Origin of the sequence: Enterovibrio makurazakiensis (genome assembly GCF_050336585.1) — a bacterium.
GTDB lineage: Bacteria > Pseudomonadota > Gammaproteobacteria > Enterobacterales > Vibrionaceae > Enterovibrio > Enterovibrio gelatinilyticus.
Window position 1 is genome coordinate 22559 of the sequence record NZ_JAKJSE010000011.1, and the last position, 22390, is coordinate 44948.

At 47.5% G+C, this 22390-nt stretch carries 14 protein-coding genes; 5 read left to right on the forward strand and 9 right to left on the reverse strand.

All coding sequences use genetic code 11. From position 1 onward, the window contains the following. Nucleotides 1-280: 280 nt before the first annotated feature. On the forward strand, nucleotides 281-1447 hold the full coding sequence (locus tag L4D06_RS09210) for a CHRD domain-containing protein (protein WP_429738992.1): 1167 nt from the start codon (nucleotides 281-283) through the stop codon (nucleotides 1445-1447). Nucleotides 1448-1528: 81 nt separating this feature from the next. On the opposite strand, the gene L4D06_RS09215 is transcribed toward L4D06_RS09210, so the two are convergent. From L4D06_RS09215 to L4D06_RS09225, 3 genes are read right to left on the reverse strand one after another with little or no spacing between them, the layout of a single operon-like run. Further along, nucleotides 1529-2779 carry an ABC transporter substrate-binding protein gene (locus tag L4D06_RS09215; RefSeq protein WP_429738993.1) on the reverse strand — a complete coding sequence of 417 codons (1251 nt, stop codon included), beginning with the start codon at nucleotides 2777-2779 and terminating at the stop codon, nucleotides 1529-1531. A gap of 2 nt (nucleotides 2780-2781) precedes the next feature. Continuing rightward, the gene (locus L4D06_RS09220; protein WP_429738995.1) at nucleotides 2782-4299 is read right to left on the reverse strand and encodes an ATP-binding protein; all 1518 of its coding nucleotides are present in this window, start codon (nucleotides 4297-4299) and stop codon (nucleotides 2782-2784) included. Beyond that, complete coding sequence (locus L4D06_RS09225; RefSeq protein ID WP_429738997.1) at nucleotides 4289-4996, reverse strand: response regulator transcription factor; 708 nt, start codon at nucleotides 4994-4996, stop codon at nucleotides 4289-4291. The genes L4D06_RS09220 and L4D06_RS09225 overlap by 11 nt, the downstream gene beginning before the upstream one ends. A 241-nt stretch (nucleotides 4997-5237) precedes the next feature. Between L4D06_RS09225 and ptsG the strand changes: the two genes are divergently transcribed. The 3 genes from ptsG (at nucleotide 5238) to L4D06_RS09240 (ending at nucleotide 8430) form a co-directional block, all read left to right on the forward strand. Next, entirely contained in the window at nucleotides 5238-6704 is a 1467-nt protein-coding gene (ptsG, locus tag L4D06_RS09230; protein WP_429738999.1) for a glucose-specific PTS transporter subunit IIBC, read from the forward strand. A 179-nt stretch (nucleotides 6705-6883) separates the two neighbouring features. Continuing rightward, on the forward strand, nucleotides 6884-7765 hold the full coding sequence (locus L4D06_RS09235) for a DMT family transporter (RefSeq protein ID WP_429739001.1): 882 nt from the start codon (nucleotides 6884-6886) through the stop codon (nucleotides 7763-7765). A gap of 128 nt (nucleotides 7766-7893) precedes the next feature. Further along, nucleotides 7894-8430: a hypothetical protein gene (locus L4D06_RS09240; RefSeq protein ID WP_429739002.1), complete on the forward strand. Its 537-nt coding sequence runs from the start codon at nucleotides 7894-7896 to the stop codon at nucleotides 8428-8430. 190 nt (nucleotides 8431-8620) lie between these two features. On the opposite strand, the gene L4D06_RS09245 is transcribed toward L4D06_RS09240, so the two are convergent. From L4D06_RS09245 to L4D06_RS09255, 3 genes are all read right to left on the reverse strand, one after another. Next, nucleotides 8621-9973 carry a calcium-binding protein gene (locus L4D06_RS09245; protein ID WP_429739004.1) on the reverse strand — a complete coding sequence of 451 codons (1353 nt, stop codon included), beginning with the start codon at nucleotides 9971-9973 and terminating at the stop codon, nucleotides 8621-8623. 447 nt (nucleotides 9974-10420) lie between these two features. Beyond that, nucleotides 10421-12037, reverse strand: coding sequence for a methyl-accepting chemotaxis protein (locus L4D06_RS09250; RefSeq protein ID WP_429739173.1), 1617 nt, complete (start codon nucleotides 12035-12037; stop codon nucleotides 10421-10423). 230 nt (nucleotides 12038-12267) lie between these two features. Then, nucleotides 12268-14955, reverse strand: coding sequence for a DEAD/DEAH box helicase family protein (locus tag L4D06_RS09255; protein WP_429739006.1), 2688 nt, complete (start codon nucleotides 14953-14955; stop codon nucleotides 12268-12270). 120 nt (nucleotides 14956-15075) lie between these two features. Here L4D06_RS09255 and L4D06_RS09260 point away from each other — a divergent pair, with 120 nt between their 5' ends. Next, a complete protein-coding gene (locus L4D06_RS09260) occupies nucleotides 15076-15213 on the forward strand; it encodes a hypothetical protein (protein ID WP_429739008.1) in 138 nt (45 codons plus the stop codon). 85 nt (nucleotides 15214-15298) lie between these two features. On the opposite strand, the gene L4D06_RS09265 is transcribed toward L4D06_RS09260, so the two are convergent. The 3 genes from L4D06_RS09265 to L4D06_RS09275 all read right to left on the reverse strand — a co-directional run bounded on the left by L4D06_RS09265 (nucleotide 15299) and on the right by L4D06_RS09275 (nucleotide 22331). Further along, the gene (locus L4D06_RS09265) at nucleotides 15299-18523 is read right to left on the reverse strand and encodes a glycoside hydrolase family 3 protein (RefSeq protein ID WP_429739010.1); all 3225 of its coding nucleotides are present in this window, start codon (nucleotides 18521-18523) and stop codon (nucleotides 15299-15301) included. Nucleotides 18524-19094: 571 nt separating this feature from the next. Further along, nucleotides 19095-20288, reverse strand: a complete 1194-nt coding sequence (manA, locus tag L4D06_RS09270; RefSeq protein ID WP_274166305.1) for a mannose-6-phosphate isomerase, class I — start codon at nucleotides 20286-20288, stop codon at nucleotides 19095-19097. Between the two features lie 129 nt (nucleotides 20289-20417). Continuing rightward, nucleotides 20418-22331 carry a PTS fructose transporter subunit IIABC gene (locus L4D06_RS09275; protein WP_429739012.1) on the reverse strand — a complete coding sequence of 638 codons (1914 nt, stop codon included), beginning with the start codon at nucleotides 22329-22331 and terminating at the stop codon, nucleotides 20418-20420. Nucleotides 22332-22390 lie beyond the last annotated feature (59 nt).

The following is a 22390-nucleotide window of genomic DNA, read 5'->3' on the forward strand; positions in this document are numbered from 1 at the left end:
TGTATCTCCTTTGGTGGTATCAATAGTGAAATTCTGTTGTGAAGTGACCGCGTTGACGGCAATCAAATCAATCAACATCTCGGCTCCCTATATGTAACCAGACCCATATGGTAATGCGGTCATCTGTCTCTCAATATTACGAAGAATGACGCATGAATGCGTAAATTATCAATGGCCAAGTAAATACCACCAATGTCTGCATCCATTATTTTCATTGGTTCGTCTTTTTTATGATCGGGCCTCTGGTGGCCTCTATAGATGGACGAATGAGGATATGTGGATGAAAAAACTCGTGGTGGTTATTGCGTTGCTATTACTGTCAGCGTGTGGATTTGAGGCAACAGAAACCTACAAATTAACGCTTAGTGGTGCAGAGGCAGTGCCTTTAAATGGCTCGGAACTGACAACAAAAGCCAAGGTTAAGTTGGATGAAAATCGCAAAAAACTGCGTGCAAAATTGTTTGTCGAAGATATAGAAGGCTTTAAGTTTGCGCATATTCACAGCGGTGGAATTGGGCAAACAGGAGGCGTTGAATTTACCTTTGAAACACCTAAAAAGCACAAATGGAAACACGGGGAGCGTCGTTATCTCGAAGTGCGTGAGGACAAACTGAACTACGCACAAATCGAAGCACTATTAGCGGGGGATTGGTATATCAACGTGCATACTGACGCCGTTCCATCGGGTGAAATTCGTGCTCAAATCGTACCGAAAACCACGACGATTATTTCCTTTAAAGTCAATGGGCGCCAACAAGTTCCTGCCGTCATGACCGACGCAAATGGCGAAGGGTACCTAGCGTATAACAGCGACGCAGAAACATTGAACATGCGAGTCAATACGCAAGGTATTGAGTCTGCGATGGCAGCCCATATTCACGAGGGTCGTGTGGGTAACAATGGTGGCGTTTTAGTGGCACTCAACCAAGATGCTGAAGACGCAAATGTTTGGACTGCGCCAACAGATACTTCTTTAAGCAAAGAGACATTTAGTAACATGCTTTCTGGCGCGTACTACACCAATTTTCATACGCCAGCGCACCAAGGCGGCGAAATTCGCGGGCAAGTCTTCTCATCAGATTATTCACTTTATGCCTTTCCTATGAGCGGCTCACAAGAAGTGCCGCCGGTGACCACCGATGCGTTTGGTGATGGCTATGCGTTACTGAATAATTCTAATGGGTATGTCGAACTAAGCGTTTTGACTCATGGTGTAGACGATGCTGTGGCGGCTCATATTCATCAAGGTGTTTCTGGATCCAATGGCGGTGTTGTCGTTGGGCTTGAGCAAAGTGTCGATAACGATAGTGTGTGGATGACACCAACAGGCACGATGTTGGATTTAAGCCAGCAAGAGGCATTTCAGACAGGTGGGCACTACGTCAATGTTCATACCCCCGCGGTGGGCAGCGGCGAAATTAGAGGACAAATAGTGGCACAGGAGTAGTTTGACCCTATTGCCCGCCGGAAAAAGCGGGCAATAGGTGAGTAAGTAATACCTATTCAAATTTCCGTACTAATTTCCTTATTAACTTCCAAAGTGCTCACTCGCTGATATTTTCATTAGTTGGCTAATGGCTTCTTCTTCGGTGAACGAATCATCGTTGAAATAGTGGTTAATCAGTTCAAGCATGGCTTCTTGGCGTTGTGGGGAAACAGCCATGGAATCTGACATGCTCGGTAGCAGTGAGTCGTTGGCTTGTGCGTGGTCAAATTGTTGCTTTGAGGCTTTTGCGCATACGTCAAAGGGCGACATATCAACGTCATTCAGAATAGGAATCGACCCTTTACGTTGGTTGAACCGCGATTGAAATTCTGCCGATACAATGGTTTCGGCCAGTTGGTTTGCCATTCGGTCCGAAGTTTCTGTTCTTTGGCGGAAAAGCACGAAGCTGTCGACATTGTAGATAAACGCGTTGTGAGTGCCCGGAGCAGGTAAACAGTAATAATCGGTATTCGGCACATACCCTAATGCGGATAGCTCTCCTTTTACCCAATCGCCTTGGAGTTGCATTGCGGCTTTACCTTCTGCGACATTGAAGGTAGCGCTGTCCCAAGAAATCGTGGCTGAAGGGTCCGTCATATAAGGTTTTAACTGCCGAAATGTTTTGAACAGATCAACGGTTTTCTGGCTGGAAACCAAGCTCTCATCAAAATCAATCAGTAGGTCTCGATAGAAGTCGCTGCCATAAAGACCCAGTGCGAGCACCTCGAACAATACGGCTAGTTGCCAGTGCTCATTGCCGATGGACAACGCGGGGATGCCTTTCTGTTTTAGAGTGTCTGCGACAAGAAAGAACTCGGACCATGTGGTTGGTGGCGTAAGGTTGTGTTGGTCAAACACTGTTTTGTTTGCCCATAACCAGTTCACGCGATGGATATTGACCGGCGCTGCGACAAAGTGCCCTTTATAGGTGTTTATTCGAGTGGCTATGTCGGGGAAACGAGCTTGCCATTGTTGTTTCGTGGCGACTTTATGCAAATCGGTCACAAAACCTAATGTCGCCCATGATTGAATGCCTGGGCCTTCAATCAGTGCCATTTCTGGGGGATTACCAGCAATAGCTCGGGCTTGTAATACCGTCATTGCGGTGTCTCCGCCACCTCCGCGTACAGGGGTGCTTGCGAGTGAAAAGCCTTGTTTCTCTAAGGCGCTCTCTAACTCTTGTAGTGCAAGTTGCTCTCCTTTCGATGTCCACCAGTGAAGCAATTCAACGGACGTTGCGAGGGTAGGTGTGCCGGTGGCGAGAAGCAAAGAGGCAAAAAGCACGTGTTTCATTATTATTCCTCTCTCGGAAGAGACAGTGTGACGACAAGGCCACCTTCAGAGTGATTGTGCAAGACTAAGTCGCCTGCATGACCGCGAATGATATTACGAACGATACTTAGGCCAAGCCCCGTGCCTTCCGCTTTTTCTTGTTCAATGCGAAAGTAGGGCTCGAATACGCGTTCTCGTAATTCATCTGGAATACCCGGGCCTTTATCTCGAATCTTGATAATGAGCTTTCTTGGTGTGTCCATAATGGAGATATCGGCGTGTTGACCGTATTTGACGCCGTTTTCGATAAGGTTATGTAGCATGCGTTTTATCGCGACGGGTTTGCAAAGAAATGGACGTGAGGCCGAGCCTGCAAGTGTCACATAGCTTTTTTCTGCGGTATAGAAGGCGCATATCTCCCTCAATACTTCATTGATATCAACCCATGCTACTTGTTCACGAATATCAGTGTTCTTAATGTAGTGCAGTGCGCCTTTGACCATGAATTCCAACTCATTAAGAGAACGTTCGAATCTGACCTTTGTCTCTTCGTCGTCAAGCATTTCTGTGCGTAATTTGAGGCAAGCAATTGGGGTTTTTAGGTCATGGGAGATCGCACCAAATAATAGGTCTCGGTCTCGAATGTAGGCGCGAATACGTCGATTCATTGTATTGAAGGCGTGAACTGCGGCAATCAATTCGCCGCTTCCTTCTTCTTTGATGATGGGCGCGTCCATTTTGCTGCCCATGAGTTTGGCGGCGCGTGCGAGGTTTTTTATCGGACGTATTTCGCGTCGAACGATAAGCCATGTGCACAGCAGAATGAAAATCGACGTGAGCAAAATAAAGTGAAGCTGGCGCGAATCAAGAAAGCGAGATTCGAGAGAAACAAAAGGGGCGGGGAGGTTGGTAGCGAGATACAGCCACTGTTCATACTCTCGGTGATCCCCTTCTTTACCTTGCGCTTCTTGAAGGCGAATTTGCATGACGAGCACAGGTGGGTCATCTTTCGCTTTTTCGATCGTATAGCGAGCGAATGCTCGGGGAATATCATCAAGAGGAACCTCTGCGTCGTACACCCTAAGTTCATCTCGTTTACTAAAGTTCACATCAATGTCGACCTTGTCGCCCAGTGTCCGTTTTAGCATGTCTTCGACCTTGGTTTGTAGCTCTTCTTTGCGTGAAGAAAAGGGCAAGTCCTTGGCCTTGATACGTTTGCTGTTGAGCGAGATAAAAAAGCGTGTTCCACCCATACTTCGGTTTTGTTCAAGAACTAAATGGCGGCTTGATTTAGGGAGCTTTCGGTAATACGAAACAGTGAATGCCGCATTGGAGGCAATGCTTTCTAGCGCCGTTTCTAAGCCTTCTTTTTCTTGTTGGTAACTGTAGCGATACCAAATAACACTGGTGATGACCTGTGAGGTAATGATCACGAGGAAAAGCATCAAAATGAACCGACTCGCCAAACTGAGAGGCCAGATTTTATTCACATGCTTTTCGAGCCACCGTGTGCCATTTTTCTCCACGGAGTTAGGCTTCATGAATCACATCAGCGCTTAACATGTAGCCTTCATTGCGTAGTGTGCGGATCAGTGCGTGATCGTTGTCATCGAGTTTTGCCCGCAATCGGCTAACCTGAATGTCAATACCTCGCTCCATTGGCATGGCTTCACGACCAAGGATGCTTTCAGAAATCACATTTCTGCTGAGTGGTTTATTGGGATGACGTAAAAAGAGGTTCAACAGTGAGAAGTCAGTGCCCGAAAGTTTAGTTTCTTCACCACTTGGAGTAACAAGAACACGTGCCAAGGTATCGAGCTTCCAATTGAGAAAACAGATATATCTCGCGTTCTCTAAGCCATGGTTGAATTGAGAGCGACGCAAAAGCGCTTTAATGCGTGCGAGTAACTCTCGAGGGCTGAACGTCTTGGTAATGTAATCATCAGCACCGAGTTCAAGCCCAGTAACGCGGTCAATTTCATCGGTAACCGCTGTCAGCATGATGATGGGCACGTTAGATGTTTTGCGTATTTGGGTGCACAGTGCAAACCCATCGTCGCCAGGTAGCATCACATCCAAAATGATAAGGCTAGGCTCTCCTTGAACCAGCACTTTGCGCATTTCGTCCCCATCGACTGCGGTGACCACGTTAAAGCCAGATTTGGTTAGGTAGGCACTTAATGCGTCCCTTAATTCCTCGCTGTCATCAACGACCAGTATCTTTTTTTGAAACGCCATGGATCACCTCCGTGTTCTCCTTAGAACAATCATGGCATTGACCTATTTGTGGTAGCAGGACTTAGGGGGTGTTTCTGCGAACAGTTTCACACCTTTATTGGTGGAGAAAGTTCTATGTAACCAAGTTGATACAAAACCATTTCCAAATGATACCTAAGCCAATTTTAAGCGGCATAAGATGAAAGCACCCCAACACATTGAGGTTGGGTACAAAACACACTTCATTTTAGAGGGATCTGTTATGTTCAGTTCATTCTTTGGACAAGCACAAAAAATCGGGCGGTCATTGATGCTGCCTGTCGCTGTGTTACCTGCCGCTGGCCTCATGTTGGGTTTAGGCAACTTTGGCTTAACACAGCACTTATTTTTCCCAGATGCATTCTGGTCAATCATGATGCAATCCGCTGATATGATCTTTGGCAACATTACCTTGCTGTTTGTTGTCGGTGTCGCAATCGGTCTGGCGAAAAACAATGATGGTACAGCAGCGCTAGCAGGTGTCGCTGGTTGGGTGGTGTTTAATGCAGCGATGGGGCAGACCGTGGTGCTACGCGGTATTGAAGCGCACCAAGGTTATTTAACCCAAATGATGGGGATAAACAGCCTTAATACGGGTATTTTTGGCTCGTTGTTGATCGGTGGATTTGCTGCTTACTTCTTTAATCGTTTCCATACTATTAAGCTGCCAGATTACCTCGCTTTCTTTGCAGGCAAGCGCTTTGTTCCTATTATCACCGCGTTCGTATCACTGTTTTTGGGCATTATTGGCGCTTACGTTTGGCCGTTGGTGAGCGAAGCGATTTACAGTGGCATCGACGCAGTGAGTAGCTTAGGGCAACCTACAGCGTTTGGTATTTATGGTTTCGTGGAGCGTGCGCTTATTCCACTGGGTCTGCACCATGTTTGGAATGCCGTGTGGTTTTTTGAGGTCGGTAGCTTCGTTAACGAAAATGGTGAAATTGTACGTGGTGAGCTGTCTCGATTTTTCGCGGGCGACAAAACTGCAACGGGTTTAGGTGGAGGCTTCATGTATACCATGTGGGCACTGCCAGCAGCTGCGTTAGCAATGTATCACTGTGCGAAACCTGAAAACAAAGTCATGGTTGGTGGCTTGATGGCTTCGGCGGCGTTTACCTCTTGGCTGACAGGCATCACTGAGCCCGTGGAATTTACCTTCCTATTCGTCGCGCCGTTTTTGTACGTGATTCACTGTGTTTTAACGGGCATTGGCTTTGCCATCACTAACTATTTCGAGATTCTGCACAGTACTGACTTTGCACATGGCGCTTTACAGTTCTTCCTTTACTGGGGGTTATCAGAGAATGCAGCGCTATACATCGTTATTGGTCCGCTTTGGGCTGCCTTGTACTACTTCCTGTTCCGGTTCGCGATTAAAACGTTTGATCTGAAAACTCCAGGTCGAGAAGACATCACTGAGACGGAAACTCGCGCAGTTGGCGGTGTAGGCGAGGCATTAGCGAAAAACTTAGTCGTGGCCATGGGAGGCAAGGACAATATCGATAACCTTGATGCATGTATTACTCGTCTGCGCGTTAACCTTAAAGACATTCAGCAAGCAGATGTTGGCGCAATCAAGGCGCTTGGCGCCATTGATGTGGTTGTCGTTGGTGACAACTTACAAGCCATTTTTGGCACGCAATCTGACAACATTAAAACGGATATGACTGCGGTGCTCGGTGCTTCTTAATTCCCCCAAGGACGCTGAACGCTCAGCATAAAATGGGTGCCATATTGCACCTACTTTCCAAGCGGCACATTAGTGCCGCTTCTTTATTTATGGTCAAATAGTGAATATACGATGTTCAATCTCCTCATCCAGTGAAATAATGCCCGCGCCTTTCTCTTTCCCTATTCTGTTGGTGTTAAATGTTGCCCGAAAAACGTGCTTCTTTGATCTTGTTGTTTGTTACCGTTTTGGCTGCATGGGGGTGGATATTTTCTAAAGAAGCCATTCAGGGTATGCCTGCGTTTGGGTTTATCGGCTTACGCTTTATTCTTGCTTCCTTGTGTATTCTGCCGTTCTGTTTTCGACAATTGAAAGTGGTTGAAAGAGGCGTTCTTATGCGAGCAGCAGGGGTTGGCAGCGTGCTGGCGTGTGCCATCTTGTTCTGGATTTTTGCAATGTCTGTCAGTACATCACTGGGAGAGGGCGCATTTATTATGAGCTTGTCCATGCTGATCGTGCCCCTGATTGCTTGGCTGATGTTCAAGCAAAAGCCTCCGCGTATTTTTTGGTTCTCTATGCCTATTGCTGTCAGCGGTCTTGCGTTGCTGTCTTTAGGCGGTGTGGGTTGGCAATTGTCACCAAGCCAGCTCTGGTTTTTGCTCGCTGCTCTATTTCTTGCTGTTCATTTTAATTTGAATAACCGCTACGCCCAGCGTATTCCGACACTTGTACTTACCTGTGTTCAGTTATTCTCAACGGGTGTGGTCGCCACCATTGCTTCATTGCTGACAGAAACATGGCCGGACACCATATCGCCATCTATCTGGGGTTGGTTCTCTTTAAGTGTGTTAGTGGCAACCAGCCTGCGCTATTTGATGCAAACACTGGGTCAGAAAGGCGCGAGTGCGGCGAACGCTGCCATCATTATGATTTTGGAGCCTGTTTGGACAGTGATATTGAGCGTGGTGTGGTATAGCGAATCTATGCCTGCACATAAGGTGGCGGGCTGCGCGTTGATCATGCTGTCGTTGCTAATTTACCGAGGACTGGAACCACTTAGACGTTGGATAAGAAAGCGATAAGGCTCTGATAGAGCGAGAAGTTGTTGTGAACTGAGTCTTAACTATCAGCCAGCTGAGCCATTAATCTCGCGGTACGATGTAAATTATCCGCTCAATGGATGAATAATAAAAAGGACTCAGAGGGATCTATGAAAAAGTTACTTGTTGTAGCAGCAGCGTTGGCGTTAAGTGCTTGTTCAACCATGCAACCGCCGCGATACGCAGTATCCGTGGACAATATTCAGAAACTCAAACAACTGGAAACCGTTGAGGGAGAATTTGTTTCCCTCAGCCAAACAGTGCCGTTTTCTTCAAACTGTCGCTTAATGGGGCCGATTGAACCAGCTGATGGGCTTTCTATCCCAGATTTCATCACAAAGGCGTTTAATGATGAACTCAAAATGGCTGACCGCTTTTCTGCCGAGGGTATCGACATTACTGGCGAAATCACCAAAATTGAGTTTTCGTCTGTGTCTGGCCTAACAAACGGCTACTGGGATATCGGCCTGAAGCTTAAGTCTTCTAACGGTGAGTCTTTAGACGTGAGCAACAAATACACATTCAAGAGTGGATTTGATGCCATTACTGCCTGTAACGCGACTGCCGATGCGCTTTCACCTGCGGTTCAGGATTTGATTAAAGCGACGATCAACCAGCCTGAATTTGTGTCTCTAATGGCAAAATAACAGCCTCTACGCTTGGTTGAGTTGATGTGAAAAGCGGCCAGTAGTTTGGCCGCTTTTTCTTTCCAAAAAAGGAGATGTCACGTCTTCACAATCTGCTTATGTTTCATTCTTTTATATCTGCCCGCCTTAAATCACGGGCAGGGACGTTGGCATTGCCCAGCGCATGTTGCTCTAGTCAATTCGTGTTGCCTTAACCAACCATTTCGCAGCCTGTGACGAAATCAACATAGTCATTTTTAAATTGACCGCAGAAGTTTTGAAGTTCGACGGTTGAGCCATCTGCGAAATCAAGCGTTACAGTATTCCATGTTTGAGTGATGTTGATTTCGTGGATTGATGAGGCCAAAGAGGTGTCGATTTGTATTTTGTCATACCAGCCATGAAAATCCGTGATAGTGTCATTACCGTCACCGCGGCAGAAGTAGAAAACATCTTTGCCGCAGTTGCCCTTAAGAATGTCATCACCCGAGCCACCAACGATGTAATCGTTGCCCCAACCGCCATCGATATTGTCATCACCACAACCGCCATTAAGTTGATCATCGCCACAGCCGCCATCGAGTTTATCGTCTCCGCAGTCACCGTAAAGGGTATCGTTTTCGCCATGTCCCCAAAGTTCATCGTTACCTGAACCACCGTAGAGCTTATCGGCACCTGCTTCACCCTTTAGCTTGTCGTTGCCCTCACCACCGAGAAGAATGTCGTTACCCCATCCGCCCCAAAGCGTGTCACTGTGATTGCCACCACTGAGAAAGTCGTCGTCGCAGCCGCCATAAAGTTCATCGCATCCGTCACCACCATAGAGCTTGTCAGCGCCATAGTGTCCAACGAGTTTGTCGGCACCATCATTACCTTCTAACACGTCATTGCCGCAACCACCATCGACGTAATCATCACCGGTTCCGCCGGACATGATGTCGTAGCCATCGCCGCCCCACATTTTGTCATTTCCTGCGCCGCCATCGATAACGTCATTACCCCAGTGTCCGTCAACATGATCACTGCCTTCTCCGCCACGGATGTTGTCGTCTCCGTGCCAGCCGATCATTCTGTCATCACCGCAACCACCAAACAGCACATCATTACCGTCACCACCGTCGATATAATCGTTGCCATCACCACCATCAAGCGTGTCGTGCCCTTGACCTCCCCACAGGTGGTCTCTACCCGAACCGCCGGAAAGATAATCATTGCCTTCTTCGCCTTTTAGGGTGTCATTGTCATTTCCACCAAATAGTTGGTCGTTATCATGTCCCCCATACAAGACATCACAGCCCCAACCACCGTAGATGGTGTCACAACCAAAACCGCCATAAGCCTTGTCGTTGCCATAGCCTCCTTCTATCCAATCATTGCCATAACCACCTTTGATGTAGTCGTGGTCATAACTACCGATGATTTTGTCGTCGCCGTTCCCTCCATCAATCAAGCACTCGTTTCCATAGGCTTCGATGTAGTCGTTACCGTCTTTACCGTAAATCCACCCTACGTGGTGATGGCTAATAATGGTGTCGTCGTGTGACGTTCCTGTCATTGTTGTCATATCGTTCTTCCTCTCTATTTGTCTAATTATGTGTGCTGATTAGCGATATGACTATGGCAGTGTTAAACAAGAATTCATGTTTCTAAATCAAGAATCATATTCTTGAAAGGCATAGGTTTTTGAAAGTTTCATCAATTGATGTGTGATTGTTATTCCTTGCAGCGTAAGTCTATATAACTGGTCATATTGTGCGGGTGTAAGTCGAATGTTTAACTAAGAGCAGGGACAAGGAAATGGCGCGTATTGACGACATGACTTTGTGACTTAATTATAGATGGAGGGGGATGGTGTTAATGGCAATACGATGTTAGCGACATGGGGTTTAGTTGCAGTATCTTAGGCTATGAGTAGCGACAAGGTCATACGTCTACCTTGGTGGTAGACGTATGCAAGCGGAAATATGCTGGATGAGTAAAAAGAGTATGTCGAAAGTATGGATTGCTCGAACTAAGCGATCTTGAATCGACTCATCAGTTGATTTAGTTCTTCTACTTTGCCTTCCAATCGCTGAATGTTTGTGGCGCTTTGCTGTGCTTGAGAAAGAGACTGATTAGAGATGTCGCTAATAGCCGTAATATCTGATGCAATTTCTTTGGTGACGGCAGTTTGCTCTTCGGCCGCTGTCGCGATTGAGCTAATCATGCTCTGTACCATGGCTGCACCGGACACAATGTCCTCCAATGCTTTGACAGCGCCGTCACTCTGAGAGACGCCCATCTCAACCAATTTGTAGTTTTCCTGAGTACGAGATACGGCATCTTGGGTTCCAGCTTGAATGGCCTGAACAATGTTTGCGACTTCTTGCGTCGCTTTGGTTGTACGTTCAGCAAGCGCTCTTACTTCATCTGCAACCACGGCAAAGCCTCGGCCAAATTCGCCCGCGCGAGCGGCTTCAATGGCAGCATTGAGTGCCAAAAGATTGGTTTGCTCTGCGATACCTCTGATCACCTTAATCACATTTCCAATCTCTTCGCTGTGCTCGCCAAGCTGCTCCATGGTGGTCGACATATCCTGCATTTGAATGGAAACATGCTGAATGCTATTGACCATTTCCCCGATGACTTTGCGACCTTCAACCGCATGAAGCTCAGACTTTTTCGCTTCATCGAACGTGGATGTGCCTTGGTGAGCCACTTCGGAAATGGTCAGGCTAAGTTCTTCGGCGGCAGTGGCAATCATTGCCGCTTTATCTGACTGACTCGATGCGCCAGCCACTACGTTACTGCCTAACGTCGATAGTTCGGTTGTTGACTGGTGAACATCATTGGTGACATTAGAAATTGCGCTGATTAACTCAATAAGAGATTGTTGCATGGTGTTGATTGATACCGCGAGGCTGGAAAGCTCATCACCAGTTTTGTCCTCGATACCATCGCCAATTAATTCGCCTCTCGCAATACGTTGTGCCGTTTCGTCGAGCACCGTCAAGCGGTGAGTGATGGATGAAGACAACCAATATGCAATGAGGCAAGACAATATGATCGCGACGAGAGAGATGATCACATTCATCTTTTTGATGTTGTCGAAGTCAGCCATTAATGTGTCGAAAGATGCTTCCATTTGCGCATTTTCAATCACCGAACTTTGGTCCAGCATGTTCTCAATCGGTTGAAGATGCTCAATGTAGAGGGCATGAAGTGTTGTTATTAGCGGCTGGTTGTTTTCGTTGAGAGACAATTGGGAGACGATATCGCGGTCAAATGCTGCTTGGAAATCTCGCATTTTCTCGCTAGCACGTTCAAGGGTTTGATAATCCGAACTGCCGCGTTCTTCTTGTTTCATCGCGCGAGAGACGACTGCCTGAAACTCGTTATTGTTTTCGGCCAGTGATGCTTTAGCGCCCGAAACACCCGTGACAACGCCAATGCTGTCTCGGTAAACGTCGCCAGCTTCGTCAATCAACACTAGATAGGAAAGGACTTCGGGGACGTCATCCGTTCGTATTTTGGTTACTTCATTTTTTAGCCCAGTGACTTCGAACCAAACTAACGTAACCATGGCAACCATGAGAGCCATAATGCCGCCAAATCCTAGATACAACTTCTGGCGAACGGATAATTTCATGGACATGTTTCTTCCCTAACTCAACGTTTAAATTCATACCGTATCTTGTATCGGAAATTCTGCAGTATTATTTACAGGTCACTGTACTTTATGCGAGGCATGTCAAGTTTTTGATTTTCAACGACTTAAGAGAGCCTGACGATGGAGCAGTGAAATGTGCACCATTTTCCCTGCCGTAAATTGGCGAATTCCTTTGCTCACTGACTTTGGGTTTTATATTACAGGGGGTGTTAGCTCCAACGATCTTGGCGTTTAACTTCGTCACTGAAATTCGATGAAAAGGCTTTCATTTTGCCTTTGAGCAGTCTTTTTCGCCCATCCGGTGTGCGGGTATATATCAATTCTGACAGGCTAACGTTCTTGCACCAAGACTTGTAGAAGATCATCGCGGTATCTTTCTTGGCACCGAACCTCAGTGGAACAGCGTGGTAATCATCTCGTGCCATCCCGAGAAATTTTCCTTCGCGAATGACTAAATATCTTGGGTTATCAATAGGGGAAAGAATTTCGTGGAGAGAGTCTGCAAATAGGGACGACTCATAGAAAGTACAGCCTGACAGGGCGAGGAAAAAAGCGCCTTCTGGTGTTTTTATCACGTTAACTTTCATTTGCCGGATAGACGTTTCGACAAACCCTGCCTGACAAAGGGCTTCTGCTAGCGCAATACCGATTTGTTTTAGTGCGCCGTCAACGGGCAGATAACGAAGCACGACTTTGATGGTGAAAAGTGTTTTAGGGAGCTTATAAAGCATGGCACCCAATATCGACAAGGCCAAAACAGGCAGAATGATGGAGGGTGATTGCTTGAACGCGACCATCGTGCCTAATGTGGCGCTGCTGACAACGCCCGCGAGTTGCAAAAATAAATAGCTAAATGACCGCTTGAGTAAATAGCCTCGAATTTGTGGCAGTTTGTTGGTTTTGACGGAAGGAATGACTCTGGCGGTTTCTTCCAGTGACAGTGCTTCATGCCAGCGCTTGGCAACTGTATCGATAGCGTGAAAACGGCGCGTCATTTGCTGATTGTTGGCTGCTATCGGTAAGGTCGCTTTGAGAGAGATAGGAGACTCTATGGCTGTAGCTTTCATGCGTTCAAAGCCGCTTTCAATGGTGAGCATTTTTTCGGATAGCCCGACAAATGTATCAAAGCGCTGCTTGAGGCTGTGAAAATCTGACCAGCCAGTGATTGATTTGGGGTTGATTGCTGCTAAATGCCAAATAGAGCTGATTTTTTCCTTGTTGGTTGGGTCAATACGAATCGCACGTCCACGCATTTGGTTGGTGAGCATAAATGAGCCCACTGAGCTTGCAAGGATCAGCGAATTGATTGCGGGAGCATCCCAGCCTTCACCAAGGAGTGATCGGGTGCCGACAAGAACCTTGATATCGCCACGCATGAGCAGAGCAGTGAAAGCTCCCGTTAACTGGTTGAGCGGCGCAGAAACCTTGTGGTATTGCTTCTGGTTCCCCATTGGCTCCGTTTTGACGTTTTGACTGCTGATTTGAGTGAGTAATGCGGGTAACAGAGGAGTTGGAACGATGCTCAAGCGTCCCGTTAACAAAGCAATTTGATTCGATACAGGTGATGATGCGGTGATGGCATTGAATATTGGCCATGCCCCGAGATTGACCTCGCCAGTGTCCATTCCGGATATAAGGGCTTCATCGCGGATGTAATCCGTTAGAATCACTTGTCGAAGGTCACTGCCACGCTGCTGGAACTCGAGCTGGTGGATATTACAACAACCTTCAATTTTTGAGGCGCTGAGTGACAACGTACGTTCAAGTCGTTTTGAACGTTCTAGTGATAGTTCGCGCTTGCTAAGTAACTCTGACGTGTTCAGTTGTTTCTTTAATTGTTCAACAAAAAGCAGGTGCTCATTTTGGTGTTGGTAAGTGTTAGAAAACAGCAGCGCCGCGATCAACACTTGCCAGTGGTGACGCCCGAGTTCAGGTATATCGTCATGCGTGAGATCTAATAGCTGCTTGAGCGCTATGTCGGTAGACAGACCCTTGGTTTTTATAAAACTGAGGATTGCGATGGCGATTTCTGGCTCTTTGAGCAGCGCTTGCTCTATGTCATCTTGATGCAGCCAAGGGTGGGACAACACAGCATTTTCGAAGGCTTCACTCTCAATCAATGAGTGGCAGAGCGTGGACACTCTCTGGTCATATTCTTCAATCTGCTGTTTTTCCGATAACGTGGCATTGCATGCCCACAGGTAATCTTGATGCGCGCACAATGTGCCAGCTTTGACGAGTTCTGGCACTGAAATTTCTTCATCAATGGGGCCGCAAAGTTTTTCATACCTCGACCATTCGTGGCCTTGTGAATCATAAGGCGGAGTGGCAGTGAGTGAGACTAAGGTAATGTTAGGGAAATGCTCACAGACCTTTTCTAATGCTCGCCACCATTCATTTCTTAAGTGGTGAGCTTCGTCTAGGATCAGAACTTCGATGTTATGGCGTTCGATCAATTGAATGAAGTGATTGAGCTCATCGCCTTTCAATCCATAGTCATTTTCGAGTAATTCAGCTTCCTCGCTTTCTTCGTCAGTCAATTGGTCTGCTTCAAGCGAGTCTGCCATTTTGACGTGCAACGCTTGATAAGTAATCGATGTGAGTGTTTTAGGGCTGCTGATGGATTGGCTGACCCAATCAAGGGATTGAGCGTCGTCTGTGGCACAAAAATCTTTCAGTCTGTCTATCCATTGATCACGAATAACACGTGTCGGCGAAAGGACTAACGTTGGTTTTCTCAGGATACGAAACACTTCGAGGCCGAGTGTGGTTTTCCCCGCTCCAGGAGCGGCGACGATGTGCAGACGTTTGTCATTGAGGTGCTCATGCACCGCGTTCAGTACTCGGGATTGATAGGGACGCCATGGATAGCAAAACGTCATGGTATCAAATGGCATGTATCATCCTTCTTATTTACATCCTGTCCTTGGAAAAAGAGCAGCTTAATCAGCGCCTAGCTTTGGTAACAATACCGTCGAACAAAACGCCTCATTGGGCTGGGGCATTAAGCGATGACGATGAAAAGTACTCAGGGCAAATGTTACCTCAGCCCAATGGATTTCTCTGCTTTCATCGTCTCAAAAGCCGCGTTGACTCGTGAGGTGATGGTAACAGCATCAATATTCAGTCTTCCTGACAAAGAAAAGGCGACCTAAGAAGCGGTCGCCTTTGTGTGTGCTGGCTAAATGATGTTAGATGAATACGTAAGATGCATATCACCACCGCGTATTCGTGGCCGTGTTACATCTCCAGTTTAATATTTCTTACTCGATACACCACGCCCGCTTGTGACGCATCCCATTCAGCCAATGTAGCAAAGGGTTTGTTCACCTTAGTGATGTCCAGCGCGCCAGTATTTAGCTCCGAAACGGGCACTGATATTTCATGCCATTCTCCCGTCGCCAAATACCCCAAAGGATAATCGTTACCCGAGCCCGCCGTGGACTCCATTTTCACTACAATACTCTCACTTTGGGTTTCGCCAGAGTTCGCTGGTGTGCCATAGCTTTCGACATAAATGTCGAAGGTTAGCTGCCCTGACGTGAAATTGACCAAGTTGCGGTTTTCTCCTTGCACCAGCACCAATCCTTTGAAGAATTCGGGGCTGTTAGGGTCATAACTAACGGTGAATTCATGTGTTGAATCAGAAGGGTCGTTACCTGATACCACGACGTGATCTTCAAGGCTCTCCCACGTGTCGGTTCGTGCCTGCCATGTGACGAGGTTGGGTTCCCACGCTTCCCACACATCGACCGTTTCGCCTTCTAACGGCGGCAATGTCGGCGCTTTCAGATCGTCACAACTGATGGCATCGTCAGCAGGGTCGATACTTTTCGGCACGTAACGCACTTCACCAAGGTTAAATTCAACCTCTTGGTCTGCGTAAATCAGGAATGGTGTATTGAGGATAGAAAATGCCATGCCCTCATCGGCGAAGCATTCAAGCGGGATCTTAATGGTCGTCCACTGTGTTTCGTTAGCTCCTGTCGGAGCTGGCAGCACTTTGTGGACAGCCACTTGTCCGAGGCAAGGCCACTGACAGTGAAGCGCGAGCACCATGCTGTCTGGCGCTTGAGATTTCATGTCGATGTCGAATTGCAGCGTGGCATCGGCGTTGAGGTAGCTTTGTTTATCAACCGTCTGCTCGTTAGGTGTTTGCATGTACACTTGTGCTGGTGCTTCACCAGTAAACTTCACGTTAATGGCATCTTGTTGGTGCAGATGGTCAATAGGTGTCGTGGTGATTGAACCAATACTGGTTGGAGAGCCATTGGATACAGTCACACCCGCCCAACCGTTTGATGACCCAGCAATACGCGGGACGAATTCATCGGATGCAGAGCGTCCGAAGATCTCAAGGTTAGTGGTTGCAATACCGTCATCTGGCGCATCTAAGCCGCAGCCATACTCACGCGGGTCGAGAGGAAGGTTATCGAGATCAGTGGTGACCTTACTGCTCTTTTTCTTGTTGTAAGACAAGCCATAGCCATAAGCAAAGAGCGGAGCGTGGTCACCTTCAATATCTTGTTCCATCTCTGGCGTTTCATAATCCATCAGGTTTGGTGCTTTGCGATTGATGGTGGTCGAGCATTTGGTGTTTGGCCAAGAAAACGAGAGACGACCGCGAAAATCTTGACGATTTTCACGGAACAACACATCCGTAATACCGCCTGCTTCTGTACCCGGTAACCATGCGGCGATGAAGGCATCAGAATGGTTGATCTCATCGTTCACATACAGTGGGCGACCGGAGTAAAACACGGTAACGACTTTCAAACCGCGTTCTTTCAGTGATTTTATCAACCGAAGATCGGCACCATATGCCGATTTCAACGTAGCGTATTCAAGGGTTTTTGTGGCGTTGATATCACCAAACATTTCAGCGTATGGGTCTTCACCAATCACAACAACAGCAATGGCATCATCGGGAGCGGCATCAGCATCAGTATAAACATTGTCTTCGCCGACTTGCTGTTGCATGGCCATTAACATGGTGGTTGCACCCGGGAAGTCATTCTCAAGCGTATTTTCTGTGCCTTGCCAAGTGAGAGACCAACCGCCCGTTTGTTTCTGAATGTTATGTGTAGCACTGCCTAAGACTAAGTAGGATTGATTGTTGGAAAGAGGCAACACTTTATCTTTGTTTTTTAGCAAAACAAGGGATTCGCTCACCGCAGTCCGCGCCAATTCTCGGTGCGCGTCAGAGCCTAAAATCTCTTGTTTACCAGCGAGACGACGTAGCGAGGGTTGTGGCTTCTCCCAAAGATTCGCACGCATTTTTACGCGTAAAATACGGGTGACCGCATCATCAATGCGAGACATTGGGATCGTGCCGTCGTTCACTTGGACAATCACATTGCGGTAAAAGGCTTGCCAGTCTTTGCGGGCCGTCACCATGAAGATGTCGTTGCCTGCGAGAACCGCTTGAGGGCAATTGCCTGCGGTACAACCATTGATTTCACTGTGTCCGTTCCAGTCTGTGACGACCAACCCATCAAAGCCCATTTTGTCTTTCAACACATCGTTGACGATGTATTTACTGCCATGAAGCTTCTTGTTGTAGTTGTCAGTTCCCATGACGTCATAGTTGGCGTCGTTGTCCCAGGAGTTGAAAGAGGTCATGACCACTTGTGCGCCCGCGTCCAAGCCAGAAAAGTAGCCTGTGGCGTGTATGTTCCGCAAGTACTCTTCGGTGTATTCATTCGAACCACGGTCAGCACCTTTGGTGGTGCCGCCGTCTCCGAGCCAATGCTTCACATTGGAGATGACATGATTTTCACTTTTCAGTCCACTGGCGCCACCTTGTAATCCTTCAACCATTTGCGATGCGTATTGGTAGATGATTTCAGGGTCTTCAGAGTAGCCTTCGTACACGCGTCCCCAGCGATAATCACGTGGGGCGGCAACGGTGGGGGCGAATGTCCAGTCAAGGCCAGTGGCAGCCACTTCTTGCGCTGTGGCTTGACCGATTTTTTTGATCAGTGATGGGTTGTTAGCGGCACCGAGTCCGATGTTGTGGGGGAAAACGGTCGCGCGGAACACATTGTTATGTCCGTGAACAGCATCTGTTGCCCACATGAACGGAATGCGAAAGCCGCGATCGGCATAGCCTTCTTCAAGCGCCAAATAGTATTTGTCTGCTTCATCCGCCCAATCTTGTGCTGTGGCGTATTTGTTGCCATCAGGCCAACCGCCTCCGCCATTAAGAATGGAGCCGAGTTTATATTCTTTGGCTTCTTCCGGTGTCACGCTGCGTAGATCGGGCTGGATCATTTGCCCGACTTTCTCTTCCAGCGTCATTTGCACCAGAATGTCCGACACGCGACGCTCTATCTCAGGATCTTTCGCAATTGCACTGTTTATCTGAGGCCAGTCTGGGAAGTAAGGCACTTTTGATTCATAAAAGCAGCCAGACAAAATGGCCAACGAGGTCATTCCTGACACGATGATTTTTCCTTTGAGCATGATGCCCCTCCGAGGGTCTTCCAATTGTCTTTCGACTGTGTACTCAATATTTGATTAGACATGAAAGCGCTTTCTTATCTTGGTCAAATACTCCCTCGAGTACGCCGTATATTCAGGTCGCCAGTTTCTATCCATGTAGAAAAATAACGCCAGAACTCTGGGCAATGGTAGGGGCAAATTCATACATTAAACATAGTTGAAGTATGAAACATGTTAGCGTATTTATTCTACGCAACACATTCTCAATAGAGGGAATACAGGTGTTAAATAATATTAGACATTTTGCCTGGAAATATATGCAATCATTGTCGTGGGCAAGGTGTGTGAATGGTTTTTAAATTAATTAAAACAGACGGTTAAAGCAGGTGACTAAAGCAGGTGATTAAAGGGAGTGGTTAAAGTGGATGGTGAAATAGAAAGTAAGAGTAGGTAAATATCATGTGCATTGAGATAAACCTGAAAGGGAAACAAAGAAGCCCGAATGTTACCGGTGCTTCTTTAGACTTAAGGTGTTAGGTTGCAAGCCTGTGAGGGGGACACAGACTCGCGGTAACTCGGTCAATTAAATCTGTTAGTTAAATGCGCGGGCAAATGAACCGCTGCAAGTCACTAAGTATTCACCGACAAACGCGGGAACAAAAACGGATTCACCTTTTTGCAGCGTGACGCTTTCACCCTTGGCGTGAGAGACGGTCAGTGGCGCATCAATGGCAATTAGAATTTCTGCGCTGGTAGTGTGCAGAGGTTCATTGTCCGTTTGCTGGTAAACACCGAAGTTAAAATCAGGAACTGGAATTGGGTAGATCTTCACATTGCTTTTAACATTCGAGTTTGGTGAAAGAAGAATAGTGTCTTTCGGCATCGGTACGCAGCGGGTGCACGCTATAAGTTCTTCAACGTCCATATGCTTTGGTGTTAAACCTGCACGAAGCACGTTGTCTGAGTTCGCCATGATCTCAAGCCCAGTTCCTTTGATGTAAGCGTGTGGCGTACATGCATCGAGGAACATGGCTTCACCAGGTTGAAGCGTTAACGTGTTTAGGATCAGCGGCGAAAATAGGCCAATGTCACCCGGGTATTGCTCAGACAATGTCATTAACAACGAATACAGTTCGTCGGTTTGGTTGTTTGCGGCAAAATCCAGTAACGCTTTAACTGCGGTGTCTTTTTGCTCGCCATCTAGTGAAAGCAAGGCTTTAAAGAATGCACTTAGCCCTTGCTCGTTTTGGTTAGCATCAAGGTTGGCAACTAGCTCAGACAGCACGTCGATATTGAGCTGGTGGAAGAAGGCCAGAATTTCCGCATAATCGCGGAAGCCATTCATTGCCGTGTAAGACGTCAGGGCGTAAACCAGCTCAGGTTTATGGTTAGGATCTTTGTAGTTACGAAAGCTCGCTGACAGAGGAGTGCCTGCCGCTTCTTCCTTCGCATAACCAGCTTCTGCTTGTGCTTTGCTTGGGTGAACCTGCACGGAAAGTGCTTTTTCGGCGCACAGCACTTTGAACAAATACGGCAACTCGCCAAACGTTTCCGCGGTTTTCGCGCCAATAATGGCTGACATGTCTTTGTTAATGAAATCAGAAAGCAGGGTTTCTTGACCATCAACAAGGATTGTCGAACAACCATTTGGGTGAGCGCCCATCCAGATTTCAGCTTGCGGTTTATTCTCAGGGTTTGCGATGCCAAAAAGGGTATTCAGCGAGGTGTAGCTGCCCCAAGCGTAATCTTGAATCACGTTGTTGAGAGGATAAAAATATGCAGTCATTGTGGTTTTTGGACTCGTTAAATATCTGGGGAAAGTTTACCAGAAGTTAAACCCTGGATAGATGTGTCAACGCAAGAAAATCAATGCACGAAAACGCTCCCTGAATATAAGGGAGCGCATCGTTCTTACTTACACAGCGTTAACGGTAGCTGCATTTTGTGCTTTGGCTTGGCGCATCTTCTTCAGCGAAACAGCAACCAGAGCGGTCACAATCGCACCTGCAGCCATACAAGCCAGCGCAAGAACAGGCTTGTTCATCGCACCCAGAAGGGCAACCACTGGGCCACCGTGTGCCACGCTGTTAGTGATACCGAATGAGAAGGCCATCACAGCCGCAACCATTGAGCCGATAACGTTCGCAGGGATAACAGACATTGGGTCTTGGGCTGCGAATGGAATCGCACCTTCAGAAATACCCACCAGACCCATAGCGCCCGATGCTTTACCCGCTTCAATTTCTGAATCTTCAAAGATGTTGAACTTGCGGCCAATTACAGTGGCCAGTGCCATACCAAGTGGAGCAACAGGGATTGCACAAGCCATTGCCCCCATGAATTGCGTTTGACCACTTGCAATCATGCCAACCGAGAACAGGAACGCCACTTTGTTGAATGGACCACCCATGTCAAAGCCGGCCATGCCACCCAGTACAATACCCAGAAGAATTACGTTGCCTGAGCTCATGTTGGTTAGCATTGCGTTCAAGCCTTCCATCAAACCCGCAATTGGCGCGCCGATAACGAAGATGAACAAACTCGCGATGAACAAGCTACCCGTGATAGGTGCGATCATGATAGGAACGAGAGGCTGAATGAACTTGTGGTAGTTGCGTGTAGCTACCCATTTCACAAAGTAACCTACCAGCAGACCCGCAACGATAGCACCGATAAAGCCTGTACCTGCTTCAGCACCATAGAAAGAACCGTTGTTGGCAATCCAGCCACCAATCAAGCCGGGTGCTAGACCTGGGCGGTCAGCAATCGCGTAAGCAATGTAGCCAGAAAGAATAGGGATCATCAGTGTGAATGCGACCACACCTACATCAAGTACTTTGTTCCAAAGGCTATCTGGCGGAATCGCCATGCCAGCTTCGGTAGGTTGACCACCGATAGCGAGTGCCAATGCGATAAGTAGACCACCCGTTACAACAAACGGGATCATGTGAGACACGCCGTTCATCAGGTAGCGATACAAGTCAGAACGCGCTTGTGACGCTTTGCTTTCACCTGAATTGGTCGCGTTGTCGTCCGCAGAGGCAACATATTCTGGCGCTTGTAGCGCTTGGTTGATCAAACCCTTTGCGTCTTTGATTGGCGCTTTTACGCCTGTTTTAATCAAACGTTTTCCGGCAAAGCGTGCCATGTCGACTTGCTTGTCACAGCTGACAATGATGGCTTCCGCACGTGCGATTTCTTCAGCGGTTGGGCTGTTTTTGACGCCAATCGAGCCGTTGGTTTCGACTTTCATCTCAAAACCGAGTGCCGCCGCGCCTTTCTCTAGCGCTTCTGCAGCAAGGTAAGTGTGCGCAACGCCAGCAGGGCAGCCAGTGACACCAATCAATAGGCCTTTGTTGGCTTGAGGTGAGTCTTCTTGCGCTTTTTTCTCTAGCAGTAACGCCAATGCTTGCTCTGAGTTCTCTGCATTCATGAATTGGTCGATGAAACCATCTTCAATCAACTTGGACGATAGCTCAGCCAACACTTCAATATGGTGGTTAGCACCGCCATCAGGCGAAGCAATCATGAAAAAGAGTTTAGAAGGTTGACCGTCTTCAGCACCGTACTCGATACCTTGACGACTGATGCCGATAGCAACAGCAGGTTCAATCACTGCAGCACTTTTCGCGTGAGGAAGGGCAACGCCATCCTCAAAGCCAGTATTGCCTAGCTCTTCACGCGCATGAATGTCTGCCAGAAACTGCTGTTTGTCGTTCACTCGACCTTGAGCGTGAAGCAGTTCGATCATCTCGACAAACACGGCTTCTTTGGTTGTTGCGCTCAGGTTTAGGCAAATCAGATTTTCATTGATTAGCTTTGTAATCATGAAGTCACCCCTAGATAAATTGTTCTTATTGATGGCGTTAGCCGATGTGACTATTTTCG